The 12,663-nt window shown below is 34.0% G+C and carries 18 protein-coding genes; 10 read left to right on the forward strand and 8 right to left on the reverse strand.

The window, feature by feature from the left end; genetic code table 11:
- Positions 1-28 precede the first annotated feature (28 nt).
- From AC3OCB_RS04635 to AC3OCB_RS04645, 3 genes are all read right to left on the reverse strand, one after another.
- Positions 29-1,384 carry an APC family permease gene (locus tag AC3OCB_RS04635; RefSeq protein ID WP_498341071.1) on the reverse strand — a complete coding sequence of 452 codons (1,356 nt, stop codon included), beginning with the start codon at positions 1,382-1,384 and terminating at the stop codon, positions 29-31.
- 43 nt (positions 1,385-1,427) lie between these two features.
- Positions 1,428-1,955: a hypothetical protein gene (locus AC3OCB_RS04640; RefSeq protein ID WP_498341072.1), complete on the reverse strand. Its 528-nt coding sequence runs from the start codon at positions 1,953-1,955 to the stop codon at positions 1,428-1,430.
- Positions 1,956-2,131: 176 nt separating this feature from the next.
- Positions 2,132-2,473, reverse strand: a complete 342-nt coding sequence (locus AC3OCB_RS04645) for a DUF2173 family protein (RefSeq protein ID WP_498341073.1) — start codon at positions 2,471-2,473, stop codon at positions 2,132-2,134.
- Positions 2,474-2,752: 279 nt separating this feature from the next.
- On the opposite strand from AC3OCB_RS04645, the gene AC3OCB_RS04650 reads away from it, so the two are divergent.
- The gene (locus AC3OCB_RS04650) at positions 2,753-3,019 is read left to right on the forward strand and encodes a hypothetical protein (protein ID WP_498341074.1); all 267 of its coding nucleotides are present in this window, start codon (positions 2,753-2,755) and stop codon (positions 3,017-3,019) included.
- Positions 3,016-3,831 carry an SMP-30/gluconolactonase/LRE family protein gene (locus tag AC3OCB_RS04655; protein ID WP_498341076.1) on the forward strand — a complete coding sequence of 272 codons (816 nt, stop codon included), beginning with the start codon at positions 3,016-3,018 and terminating at the stop codon, positions 3,829-3,831. The genes AC3OCB_RS04650 and AC3OCB_RS04655 overlap by 4 nt, the downstream gene beginning before the upstream one ends.
- Here AC3OCB_RS04655 and AC3OCB_RS04660 read toward each other — a convergent pair.
- Together AC3OCB_RS04660 and AC3OCB_RS04665 are read right to left on the reverse strand one after the other, a co-directional pair.
- Complete coding sequence (locus AC3OCB_RS04660) at positions 3,828-4,367, reverse strand: SLOG cluster 4 domain-containing protein (RefSeq protein WP_498341077.1); 540 nt, start codon at positions 4,365-4,367, stop codon at positions 3,828-3,830. The genes AC3OCB_RS04655 and AC3OCB_RS04660 overlap by 4 nt on opposite strands.
- Positions 4,368-4,496 carry a hypothetical protein gene (locus AC3OCB_RS04665; protein ID WP_498341078.1) on the reverse strand — a complete coding sequence of 43 codons (129 nt, stop codon included), beginning with the start codon at positions 4,494-4,496 and terminating at the stop codon, positions 4,368-4,370.
- A gap of 33 nt (positions 4,497-4,529) precedes the next feature.
- On the opposite strand from AC3OCB_RS04665, the gene AC3OCB_RS04670 reads away from it, so the two are divergent.
- From AC3OCB_RS04670 to AC3OCB_RS04685, 4 genes are all read left to right on the forward strand, one after another.
- The gene (locus AC3OCB_RS04670; RefSeq protein ID WP_498341079.1) at positions 4,530-5,240 is read left to right on the forward strand and encodes a class II glutamine amidotransferase; all 711 of its coding nucleotides are present in this window, start codon (positions 4,530-4,532) and stop codon (positions 5,238-5,240) included.
- 499 nt (positions 5,241-5,739) lie between these two features.
- Positions 5,740-5,865, forward strand: a complete 126-nt coding sequence (locus AC3OCB_RS04675; protein ID WP_498341080.1) for a hypothetical protein — start codon at positions 5,740-5,742, stop codon at positions 5,863-5,865.
- 82 nt (positions 5,866-5,947) lie between these two features.
- Positions 5,948-7,069, forward strand: a complete 1,122-nt coding sequence (locus tag AC3OCB_RS04680; RefSeq protein WP_498341081.1) for an SSO2105 N-terminal domain-containing protein — start codon at positions 5,948-5,950, stop codon at positions 7,067-7,069.
- Between the two features lie 72 nt (positions 7,070-7,141).
- Positions 7,142-7,363 (forward strand): hypothetical protein, encoded by a 222-nt coding sequence (locus tag AC3OCB_RS04685; RefSeq protein ID WP_498341082.1) that lies wholly within the window; start codon positions 7,142-7,144, stop codon positions 7,361-7,363.
- A gap of 9 nt (positions 7,364-7,372) precedes the next feature.
- Here AC3OCB_RS04685 and AC3OCB_RS04690 read toward each other — a convergent pair whose 3' ends face one another.
- Complete coding sequence (locus AC3OCB_RS04690) at positions 7,373-7,906, reverse strand: DUF1286 domain-containing protein (RefSeq protein ID WP_498341083.1); 534 nt, start codon at positions 7,904-7,906, stop codon at positions 7,373-7,375.
- Positions 7,907-8,268: 362 nt separating this feature from the next.
- Positions 8,269-8,937 (reverse strand): DUF3834 domain-containing protein, encoded by a 669-nt coding sequence (locus AC3OCB_RS04695; RefSeq protein WP_498341084.1) that lies wholly within the window; start codon positions 8,935-8,937, stop codon positions 8,269-8,271.
- 90 nt (positions 8,938-9,027) lie between these two features.
- Here AC3OCB_RS04695 and AC3OCB_RS04700 point away from each other — a divergent pair, with 90 nt between their 5' ends.
- Positions 9,028-10,185 (forward strand): MFS transporter, encoded by a 1,158-nt coding sequence (locus AC3OCB_RS04700; protein WP_498341085.1) that lies wholly within the window; start codon positions 9,028-9,030, stop codon positions 10,183-10,185.
- Here AC3OCB_RS04700 and AC3OCB_RS04705 read toward each other — a convergent pair.
- Complete coding sequence (locus AC3OCB_RS04705) at positions 10,160-11,266, reverse strand: MFS transporter (RefSeq protein ID WP_498341086.1); 1,107 nt, start codon at positions 11,264-11,266, stop codon at positions 10,160-10,162. The genes AC3OCB_RS04700 and AC3OCB_RS04705 overlap by 26 nt on opposite strands.
- Positions 11,267-11,317: 51 nt before the next feature.
- Between AC3OCB_RS04705 and AC3OCB_RS04710 the strand changes: the two genes are divergently transcribed.
- From AC3OCB_RS04710 to doxD, 3 genes are all read left to right on the forward strand, one after another.
- Positions 11,318-11,446 carry a hypothetical protein gene (locus tag AC3OCB_RS04710; RefSeq protein ID WP_498341087.1) on the forward strand — a complete coding sequence of 43 codons (129 nt, stop codon included), beginning with the start codon at positions 11,318-11,320 and terminating at the stop codon, positions 11,444-11,446.
- A 16-nt stretch (positions 11,447-11,462) separates the two neighbouring features.
- Complete coding sequence (locus tag AC3OCB_RS04715) at positions 11,463-11,996, forward strand: hypothetical protein (RefSeq protein WP_498341088.1); 534 nt, start codon at positions 11,463-11,465, stop codon at positions 11,994-11,996.
- Positions 11,997-12,118: 122 nt separating this feature from the next.
- Positions 12,119-12,661 carry a thiosulfate:quinone oxidoreductase large subunit gene (gene doxD / locus AC3OCB_RS04720; protein ID WP_498341177.1) on the forward strand — a complete coding sequence of 181 codons (543 nt, stop codon included), beginning with the start codon at positions 12,119-12,121 and terminating at the stop codon, positions 12,659-12,661.
- Positions 12,662-12,663: the final 2 nt, after the last annotated feature.

The raw sequence follows: 12,663 nt of genomic DNA on the forward strand, positions 1-12,663 counted from the left end.
AGAGACTCACGAATAAAAAGTAAATGAACTATTCTTCCTCTTCTTCTTTTTCTTTACTCATATCTATTATTTCGGCTACTAAGAACCCTGCAATAAGCCATAAAAGGAATGTGTCTACCGCGAACGCTGGAGAAGTTAAGGCAGACGTTATTATTGTAATAATAGTGAAGACTACAGCACCTAAGGCTAAGGCTAATTGAGACCTTCTTCTTCTTAGTCTCTTTAAAGATATCTTTGCTAACGAAAAGTCAGCAGCTAAGTGAACATAAGCACTTGCAAAAAGTGAGATTAAGGCTACGTATTCAAAAGCGTCTCCTACATTAAAACCAAAAACTGCTACAGAGCTTAGTGCAATTACCCAGAATGCAATTATTGTAGCTACATTAGCGTTAAATGGTTCATTGCCCTTCAACTTGGCTAGAGAACTTGGGAAAAATCCATGAGATGCCATAGCAAAAACCGTCCTTGAGGTTGAAAAAATAAATGTTAGTGTTGCAAGAATAGCGTCATTGGAAGCTGCGAATAAAACAAAGACTAGTGTAACTAAGCCAAACCTATTAATAATCAAAGAAAGGATATTCAAGTTTTGGATATCTAAATGATAGAAAAGAACATGATCTCCTATAGCATATATGTCTAATACTGCCAGAAGTCCTCCTAAAAGAATAACAGTAATTATAGCCCTTGGAACAGTTTTCTTAGGATCTTTTACTTCTCCAGATAAGGGTGCTATTGAGCCATAACCAGTCGGAATGCTAGAACCAAACAATATAGCATATCCTAAAGTGTCTAATGGGGGAATATGAGAGAATGGATTATAAAAAGTGAAATGTGTTGTAGAGAGAAAAGAGAGTGCAATAGAGCCTAGCATGACTATTTCTATCGTTGCAGCAATAATTGCATACTTAAATGAGGGACTTTTTCCAAGTAAAGCCAAAAGTGAGGATATTCCAAGGATTGCTACCAGAGAGTACAATGGACTTATTGGTAACACTGCACTTAATACGTAAGCACCACCAAGAGAGTATGCTACTCCATAAAATGACGAATATAAGAGATAGGCCCAGCCAGTTTCAAAACCAAGTCTTTTCGTTAATGAGTAGTAAGCATAAGTGTAATAACCTCCTTCAGAAGTGAACTTTGTAGAAAGCTTATAAATAACCATTCCGTTAAGAAGTACTAAGAATGTACCAAGGGTAATTGCGATAGGCCCAAAGAAACCTGCACTTTGAAGTGCTACTGCACCATATACTAATACACTTAAAAATGGTGATTGACCACCTAAAGATAGAAAAACTAAGTCCCTCAAACCAATTTCTCTTTTTGGTTGCTGTGGCTGTTGTTTCAATGGAGGCTTACTATTGCTTGGTGAAGAGTTAGACATCTAAAAAGTGCTTATGAATTCTTCATTTTTAAAACTTTCTTGGTTATTCTTCTTTCTTCTTTACTTGCAACTTAACTTTATATCTGTTTCTCCCTGCTTCAACCATTTCATATTCGACAACATATCCAGAACACTCCCTGTGCACCGTAATCTTGTTTTCCGATAAAGTCATCTGTGGATCTCCACAGGTGACTATCAAATCTTTTATCCTTTCTTCTATTTCTTCTCTTGATGAAGCATAAAACTCACTATAAACACCTTCTAGTGAGATACTAGAGTATGCAGATTTGTAAAAGGAAAAATTAAAAACAAGGTAAGCTATCACTATGTCTATAGAAGAGAAAATAATTGAAAATGTAGGAAGTAAATTACCTAAGAAAGGTACCTTCAGTACGTAAAATGCTAGAAATATATAAAGGGCTGACGCTAGACCAGAAGAAATAATTATAGTTGCAAGACCACGTTTATATTCTTTCTCAAGGAAAGATGTTACGAAACCTATTATTAGGCCACTAATTATTGGTAGCCACCAAACGGCTATAGCTAATGGTATGGTATATTTAAGTTTCACTCTTAGTATAACATCAGCATCATTTTTAAGTCTTATCGATACTAGTTTACAATTAAAAATATTTTTTACTACTTAAACTCGAGTCAACGTTTGGAGTTTCTAAAACGATAAAAATAACTAAATTCCTTTAGTCGTAAAATCACAAACGAGAATTATTTTAAATAAAAAAGAATAGCTTAAGATCTAGCTACTTCTCCTAACACTTTAAATATCTCATTAAAGTCTGCTTCGCTCAGTTTTACAAAAACACCGTAGTGGCCCATAACACAAACAGCATAGTCACCAGCAGCTACTGACCATCCATGAAGTGGTGTCCATTTCATTCCGCTGAATTTACTAAAACCGTCTGCCTGCGTTTCTGCCATTAGTGTGTTTGCTACACACATCTTTGCCACCATTTCTGCCATTTCCTTTGATATTTCCCCAGTGTATTCTCCCAGTTTTCCATCTGCCGTAAAATGACCAGTTGTTACTGTCCCCTTTATTTTCATTAACTTTTCGAGCTTTTCGGATGCCATATTTTATCTACTTTATATTATATGAATCATATATATAAGAATTTTGTGAAAAACATTCTAATAACAAATTTAACTTAATTTCTTATATGTTTAAATTAACATGATAATCATGTTAAATCTTATCAAAGGAAATCTAAAGTAAGTAAAAACTGTAAAGAGTAAAATTTATATTCTAAACTATTTTATTAATAATTTATTAAATTAACAAAAATATATAGCTAGTTTTAAAGGAAAAAGAGGATAAAGATACTCTTAATGGACCTTAAAGATATTAAAAGAATGAAAGAAATAGGAGAGGAATACGATAGACTGCTTAACGAAACTCTTAATCTTATATTCAAAAAAGCACCTAATTGTCTTGCCTTAGAACTTACTGATTCACTTTCTCCAGTTTTTTCTGTAGACCAAGTCAAAACTAAGGCTTTGCTAGCTTTTCGTTACAAATGTGAAGGGAAAGACGGTTATATTGTAATTACCGAGGAAGGTAAAATCGTTTTTGAAGATACAGAAGGAAATATAAACGAGTTAGGAGATATTAACACATGAAAAAAGTAACAGAATTTAAAGGAAGATTATTTGAAGGACCAATATGGGTTAAAGACACGCTTTATTTTGTTGATATTTTAAATGGTGAAATACATAGCCTTAAAGGAAATGAACATAACGTAGTTAAGTTTGACACTTATGTAAGTTCGATACAACCTAGGAAAAAAGGAGGATTGATAGCTACAGTGGGAAAAGGATTTTATGCTGTTGAAGGGGACTCTGTGTCCTTGTTATATGAGGTTAAAGACTTGGATTTAAGGACAAGATTTAATGACGGTAAATGTGACCCGGTTGGAAGATATTGGGTAGGGACAATGGATTTAAAAGAAAAAGAACCCATAGGTGGACTCTTTGTGCTTGATAAAAACTTTACTTTCAGAAAAGTCCTAGATAATGTTACAATATCTAACGGACTTGCATGGAGTTTAGACAATAAGAAGTTCTATTACATAGATTCCCCAACAAAGAAGGTTTTCGTTTTTGATTATGACGCAGAAAAGGGAGAAATTAGCAACAGAAAAACACTGATAGACCTCTCTTCCTACCCTGGAGTACCAGATGGAATGACAATAGATAGTGAAGGTATGTTATGGGTAGCATTATACGGAGGAGGAAGGGTGTTAAGAGTGACTGAAGGGAGAATACTAGAAGAAATAAAAGTCCCTGCTTCTCACGTGACTTCAGTTACCTTTGGAGACTCTGACCTAAAGACTTTATACATAACTACTGCAAATGATGAAGAGAATGGTGGATATGTTTATGCTGAAAGAGTAAATGTAAAAGGGGTAGAAACATATTTCTGTGACTTTTAACCAAAGAAGTTAGTCTTCACTTTTCCCTCTATTTTCTCTTCGCACACTGCTTTACTCATTTCTATTGGATCTTCGAAATACTTGATTTTCACTACTTTTCTGTCATCAAAGTACTCTGGGAAAGACATTTTTAGTAAATCAGTTGTCAACCCAGTATTTACAATAGAATAAACTGGTTTTCCCATGGCATATGCCATGAACAGCTCAATTTCTGTTCCAACTCCTCCTCCTAGGCTAACTAAAACGTCTGAAGACCTAACAAGCATGACTGACCTGCATCTGAACTCACACCCAGTAAGTACTTTAATTACTTCGTTAGGTAAAGGTACATCTTCTCTTTCAATTGGAATAAAGAGGATAACTGGGATGTTTAACTGTATTGCCTTATCTACTACTGTCTTCATTAATCCCCAATAACCACCTAAAAGAAACCTTACGTCTTTCTTGCATTCAGCAACTTTTTCCACGAATATTTCTGCCTTCCTCTCTAACTCTCTTGGTACAGTCCCGCTATGAGCAGCAATACCAATTTGCATCTAACCACCGTGCGCCAAGGTTGATAAGACTTTTAACAATACAAGGATTATTCCGATTAAAAGTCCAATTTCAGCTAAAAGTATTGTGAGTGTCCAGTCTTCTTCTTTTTTCTCTTCTCCGTTATCCATATTATTTAAATCATAAGAAAAAGTATTAAAATTATGTGCAGAATGTTAGCTTACGTGGGGAAAGACAAGGAAAAACTAAAGAAATTAGCCCAATGCCTAATTCTATCTGCCAAAGATGATCCAATTACTCATGACGTTCATAAGGATGGCTGGGGTATAGTAGCATATGATGGAGAAAAAGTGGTATATTATCGCAGTGCAAACCCAATATTCAACGAGAGTGATGTTTTATTTAACTTGATAAACCTATTAAATGGTAACCTTAAAGTAATAATTCATGCAAGACTTGCATCAGATAAAAATCTGGTCTCCTCTTATCTTTCTCATCCTTATATGGAGAGCAACGAAAAGTCCATTATATATTTTGCCCATAACGGAAGCGTTAACAAGGAAGACCTTGGCAAAATCCTTAATATTGATCCTAGGTTGATGGTTGATTCAGAATTAATTGGTAAGTATATCGTGTCACACGGTATCGAAAAAGTAAAAGAGCTTCAAGCATATACAAAGTCTGCTTTAAACTTACTTATCCTTAAAATAGATAGAGAGAGTAAAGACGCTCACTTGTATTACTACAACTATTATAACGTTGATTATATAAGAAAGAAGGGTACACCAGAAGAATATTATTATCTTTATCACGGAGAGGATTACGTATTTTCTTCATCATTAGCATATTCTGGGTGTGAAAAAGGAAATAATAAGGTTAATTTCGGAGAACTAGAAGAACTTAAAAGTTCCTAATCATTATTTATGAAACTATCTGCGTTCTCTATGTTGTTGCTTTTATTAGTATCTATTATAACGATCTGCTCAATAGTCCTCTTATTTCCTTCTTTTGAATAGAAACTTCATATTTCGCTTACCACATCGACCTCAGCGATCTTTTTAGGACAGGTTGACGGGAATCAGCAACATTATCGAATATTAGGATTAAATGATTTAAATTAGGAAGACTTTAGAAGATTTTAACTTATATTTTCAAGTTGGAGAACTATTCGGGGATTCGGTTTCCAAGACTAGTAAAGACATAAAACTTGTGGTATCAGAGGCTAAGCTACTTCTGTAAGGGGGTATAGTGTGAACCCCTAGTAAGCCAAATAGTAGTGATTTACCGTGAAGTGTAGTAAGATAATTAGAACGGTAAAAGATTTAAGTTTAGCTTATGTAATTCTTATATTCTCCCGATTGATTAGTTTAATCAGCAATATAATCTTGTGATGAAGAGGGAAAGTCTGGATTTATGAAGAGAACTTACCGTTCACCAGATAGCAGTAGTTTTTACGAACCACCACCATCTGACTCATTACGGCTACACTCCAGCCCCCTCACAGCAGTAGCTCCTTCCTTGTCGCCAAGGGATTCATAGCCCTGCTGGCCTTGGGAACTGGAGCCCACTAAATATTATCTCAAAAGAAAACTATTTAAATCTTTTGGATATATATCCTATTGTGAAATTACCAGACTATATCACGATAAATATTCCTTTTATTGTGAGTGATGAAAGGGCAAAACTAATTTGGTGGACTTCATGGTATTCCAAGTTATGTGCTCATAGGCTATTAAATGACGTGAAAAGCAACACTGAGTTATCAAATTACTCTCAAACTTCTTTTCTTCAATATTCAAGAAAGAGGTGTTACGACATTTTACCAAACCGCAGATACATTGATGGCATAGCAACACTAATTCACTCCTCTTTGAAGAGTGCTAAAAAGCTGGGTGTAAACATTCAAGAGTTGGAGTTAAACTCTTGGTTACTTTTTCAGAGCGAAGCTGAGAAAGTAAAATATGGTAATTTGAACATTCACTTAACGTCAAACGAAAAGGTCGAGATATTAACTTTTGACAAAGAGAAATATCCTAAAAAGATTACAATAAACGTCCATATACCAAAAGGTTACAAGAAGTTAGTCAACGTTCTGTTAGAAAAAAGTGAAAAAAAGGAAATTGGTTATCCTTCTAGAGTTATTATAAAGGAATATAACGCTTACTCTTATAGACTCTACATATACTCAAAATTGCAAATTATGGTTCCTTACACTTTGTATAAAGAAGCTATGAAGAGATCTGATAAGCCGTTAGGCAACCTTATTGCTGGAATTGACGTTAACACTGACAGATTAAACTTAGTCATTATTGACTCTAAAGGTAATTTGAAAGATAAGAAAACCTTTTGGTTTGACGATACAGTTTCGAGAGGTTATAATAAGGAAAGTGCATGGAGTAAAATAAATGAGGAAATACATAAATTGCTAAGCTATGCTTACAATAACGGTGTGTCTACTATCGTACTAGAAAATCCTAACGTTGTTGGTTATTTGCGTTATTATTGGATTAGGAATGGTGAAAGGAAAAGTAGAAACTACAATTTCAAGGTCTCGATGTTTAGGAACTCTTTGATAGAAAGGATAAGCTATAAAGCACCACTATACTCGATGAATGTTGTTTATATATCACCTAAAGGAACCACTAAATCGAAAGATCATGATAAAATAATGAAGGAGAAAGGAATTGATAGACATACAGCCTCAGCTTACTTGATAGCATTAAAGTATCTAAAAACCTCATAATTTGAAACAGTTTATCATGAAAATCAAGACAGTTTTCAGATCATCTGATTTCGTATAATTTGATATAATTTAATGAGTGACGACATCAAAAGTAAAAACAGAGCTACTGGTATTAGTGCAACGTTTATTAGGAAAAACGTAGATTCTGAGGCTAATAGGAAAGGTAGAAATGTAATACTTAGCTTCTCAATCGAAAGTAGTCTAAGTGATATGAAGATAAGGAACAAAAGCGCACTTGCTGTTGCTCTATATATTTTTCTCATCATCGTTTACCACTTCCTTGTATGTTATTAAATTTTTTCGTCATAATAAATATGACAAATAGAGCATAATCCCACCAAAAAATATTGCAAGACCATTAGCAAATGGATTATTGTATCTGAAGTGGGCTAAGGCAAATCTTCTCCATTTTCCGTGTTTCTTTACATAAATCCCTTTTTCCGTGAAGACGTCAAGTAGCATATGCGAAGGACCGACCAAAATACCTGAAATTAATATAGAAATAATATAAATAAGCACGGTCTCATATCTGTTTGAATAATAGCTATAATCGTAGTAATAGTGGCCCAAGTAAAAAACAATAAATAGGACTGGTAGAGATGAGATTACTCCCCAAAGAATGCTTCGTGGAAAAGTGTGGGTAAGAGGAGTTCTAACTGGGATTTCACCAAATCTAGTCACTACCTCTTTATGACCAAGTCCATCTATAATAGTGTTTCCGAGAAAGGAGATTAAGAAAGAGATAACCAAAATGTTGAAAAAGGGGATTCTAAAGAGTAAAGAGAGAACTAAAGAAATTAAGCCTGTAGAAAATATGTAATGTGTACGGAGTCTCACAATTCATGGATTTAATAAAAGGATTATTTAAGCTTGTGGCGAAAGTAAAGGACTTGATAAACACTAAGTATATTGAGGAAACTAAAATTCGATCTACTTCTCATTATTGCTCATTGAAGTAAAATACATTATTTAGTGAATACATGGTTCTGTCAGCTAAGTAAATAGAAAACCCCTATTTGCTTCTCTAATATAGAAGTGTTACAAAATTTTATGTATCTTTAGCTGAATCTTTAAACAGCCGATCCTAAATAAAAAATTCTAAAAATACTAGAAATTTAATAAAAAGTTATTTCTCTCTTACATACTTTTACCTGTTTCTGGAGAGACTCGAGAGATTAAAAAAAAAAGCACTGAACCTATCAAGTCGAATACTTTCTTACTATTTCATAAAATTCCTTAAATTCTCCTCCCTTCCAGACATTAAATTCAGCATTCTTAAACACTCCAATGATAAATTCCTTGTTAACCTTTATTGGAAGATTATTTACAATGTAATTTGCAACACCTTCTGGGTCTTCCTTAGCTATCTCAATGCCTTGCCTATACGCATTAATTACCTTTTCTTCTGAAGAGTTAATATGAATACCACAGCTCCCTGGCACTCCTAAAAGATCTTCGAAAGCATCTCCTTTTGCAACAGCTGAAGTTAATGTTGCTGCATCAATTTGTCCACTTTTTAGCATACTAAGCAATTCAGTCATATCGTCCTTGTTTATAATCTCAGCTTTTAATTTCTTTAGATCTATTAGAGCTCTAGCTAGAACATCTGCTGCACTTCCTCTTCTCCAGACACCTATCTTTCCTTCTTTTAGTTTCGGTGAGATTACCATTAGTTTCTTTACAGTAACGTAGTCTATTCTTAAACCTCTTTTAGCCAAAGACACTGTTGAATCAACTATTGCATCTGCATTAGATCCTTCTTTTCCATATGAAATTTCTATATCTTTATTTTTCATTTGATATGCCAACAATGAATATGAAACTGGTCCTGGAGCGGCTAATATTCTAATTTTGTTTTCGGAACTCATGAGTTTCTATGAAACTTAATTCCTTAAATATTTCTATTAGAATAATTAGGTTTAGAAAGACTTAAATAATAGGAAGAAAATTCAATTTTTATGCAAAGAAAAGAAATAACATTTATTAATGCACTTCTTGTTATAATACCACTCACAATTGCTGTAAGAGCATCAAACAATATGCTAGTGACAACACTTCCATTAGTTATAAAGTACATGTTCAATTTCAACGAAGCAGAAGTAGGGATAATTTCTGCTCTAGCTTCACTGACAACATTTATAGGAAGCGGTTTAATAAACAGTAGACTGAAGGGAGAAACAAGGAAATTAGTATTTAGAATTTCGGCAATAGCTTACGCAATTATTTTACCGCTATTCTATTTTGCTTCCCCTATAACGGTTTGGATATTAGCTGGACTTGCCGGGCTAGTTTTAGGTTTATTGATGCCTAACATTATAACATACGCTGGGCTATTAAAGGACAGAAAACAAAGAGAAAGGGTCTTGTCAATCTATACTCTGGCACTAAGTGTTAGCCTTGTAATAGGTCCTGCAATAGAGACATGGATTTTGGATTATTTCTCTCTACCCATGGTGTTTTTGCTATTTGCACCTTTTTCGATACTTTCTGGTATAATGTCATTTTTCGTTGAATTTCCTAAAGAAGACGGCAAAAGTGTAAAAGTAAAAGTGTTTTCAAACCCAGGTTTCATAACTGCTGTGATTAACATTTTCACTTATAATGTAGTTTTCTCAATCCTGCTGGCTTTTGGGGGGATATTTGCTAAATCAACATTCAATATCCCTTATTCCACTGTTACCGCAATATTCTCAGCGTTCTTTGTAACCTCTTTTTTAGCAAAGCTATATCTTTCTATTATGCCAGCAGAGAAGCTCTGGCATTTTATGTCTTTAGCTATAGGAATAACTACATTAGGACTGGTTTTTATTTCCGTTCTTCCTTCAACTCTTCCGCTCTTCGTCGCAGCTCTTCTACTCTTGGGCATTCCACACGGTTTAACATATCCTCTCTCTGTAATATCAATTAGTAGGACGTTCAAACCAGAAGAGAGAAACGCTGCTAATAGCACTTTCTTTGCTATAATGATGTTAGTAGGTATTGTTACACCTACTGTTGCAGGATTTGTTATACAAAGCGTGGGATTTAGGCTAACCTTAACATTTATAATACCTATAATAATTGTCTTGCTCTTCATTTTACATAGATATGTCAAATATGTTGATAATGTCTCTTAGGTGGTTGCAATAACACTAAAAGGAGAAGACCTACAATAGCTGATATCAAACCAAACTCCTTTGCTACTGTTACATTAAACTGTAAAAGAAGGGAAAAAATAAAAGAGCCTAAAACACCAGCTACCGCTTTTCCAGTATATAACATTGCGTTATTTGCAGTTGAATATTTCTCACCAAATAAATCACCGGTTATTGAAAAGAATAAGGTTATCATTGAACCACCGAAGAAGCCTATAAAGAGAACTGAAGGTAAAAGTAAGTTAAGGAGGAAGAAAATACTGCCTAAGATAACCATAAAGATAGTTATAAGAGTAGTAGTTATCCTTCCTATAACGTCAGATATATGACCTAATATTGGTCTGCTTATTCCACTAAGTAATGGAAATATTGTAATTAAGAATAACACGTTTTTTCCAGCTACTACAGAGAGGGAAGAAGAGTAAATGGTAAGAGGAACCGCACTCAGCGCGAAGGAGAAATAGATTAACCACCATTTTCCAGTTCTAATCACTTCTCTTGGTTTTTCTCCCTTAACTTTTGTTGGATAATCTACAAAATGCAGAAGTATCGGTAAAGTAACTAACTCAACTAGCCCTATGATCATCATCGGTAACCTAAAATTTTGGATAGGATATATGAAAGGGTTTACAATTGCTGACCCCAAACCAAAGCCTAAAGATACAAAACCAGTAGCAAAGCCCCTAGTTTTACTAAACCATTTTACTGCAAGGTTTGCAGCTATACCATACAAAATTCCTTCTCCCATGCTTCCCAGAGACCAGAAAATATAAAATTCATAAATAGAAGAGGAAAACGAAGAACCAAGAAAGCCTAAAGCAGAAAGAATAACTGAAATAATACCTATTCCTCTAGGGCCTCTGTAGTCAGCTATATTACCACCTAAAATTTGGAAGGAAGTTGAAAATATTGTAAAGAGAGTAAACGCAACTTCCACTTCTGGTAAAGAAACTTTCAAATCTGAAGTTATATGAGGAAGAAAAGCATTCCAAGCATATTGATAAAGAGAATTGAACGACATTATTATAAATCCGGCAACTAGTATACTTTTCCCTTTAAACATACCAAGTTTTTGAAACAATCATTTATATTCTTTTTCTTTTTAAATTGTTCTATGGGTTATAAATCGCGTCTTTATCATCTAGGTAAGTGGAATTTTGCAAGGTATAGGTATAACCTTATGATAAGCAAAAAATTCGCATTGAAAATGGCTAGGAAGAGATGGAAAGAAAGATATTTCTGATTTGCTATTTATTCATGTGAAAGTTGAGATTTATTTGAACATCTTAGAGTTTAGGAATTCGATCTCAAATTATATAATTGTAGAAGAAAAAGAAGATGAATGGACAAGGATTAGAGGTGTAGAGGATGAATATTATTATAAAGAGTTTAATGGCTATGCCGTACTAGTTTCACATGACTTTCCGCTTGAAAAAGGACATATATTTGACAGTTTAAAGGTAAATAAACTGAGAGAAATTTTAGATCAGCCCGGGAAAGTAAAATATTATCTAACACTAGAAATAACTGGAAACTATCTGAAAACTACTGAGGAAGATTGTCTAAACGAATTCCCTGGCATTGATTTAGTAAATGGAGTATTAAATGATTTTCAATTTGAGAGAGATGAATGTTGTGTTAAAATTATAGCTTTCATGGAAACCCTTGAAAAATTTAAAGAGTCTTTTGAAAATATAATAAAAGGTTTTCAATTGTATTATTCCATTATCAAAAAGCAAGAAGAAATAGCTATTAACATAACAAAAAGATTTTTAACAGATAAGCAGACGTAAGTACACATTTATATATATTTATTTTTGCTTATAATAAAAATAGAAAGTATTTTATATGTTTAAAGTTTTCATAAGAAAAACTTTTTAAAAAAGAAATCCATATAGATAATTTGGGAATTGAAATGGCAAAAACAGAATTTAACGAGGGAAATGCAACAAGACTAGAATACGTATGGCCAATAAGATTTGCAGTAGGATGGATGTTTTTAGACGGAGGTATAAGAAAAGCGGTTCTCAAACCAGCCAAATTGGATCCAAGCTCTTCCTCTTTCGTAGGAGGTAAACTAGTAACCTTCCTACCACATGCAGGACCTTTCAAACCGTTTTTGTTAATGACTTTAGAAAATCATGCACTTCTTGTAGCATTCTTGACCATCTTCAGCTATATAGAGATTATTGCAGGAGTATTCCTTATAGTAGGGTTCTTAACAAGGTTAGCAGCCTTAGGAGCAGGTGCCATGGCAATAGGAATGGCTCCTGCATATTGGCTAGGTTCTACATGTGAGGACGAATGGCAGATAGGTGCTTTGCTGACAGCTGGTGCCATAGTAGTAATGCTAACTGGCGCTGGAAGAGTTTGGGGACTTGACTACTTCTTATACAAGAAATTTGGAGACAGAGGAATAGCAAATGTTCCAATACTTAAATGGATTAAGTTATGGTGACA

The organism is Sulfurisphaera sp., assembly GCF_059755235.1.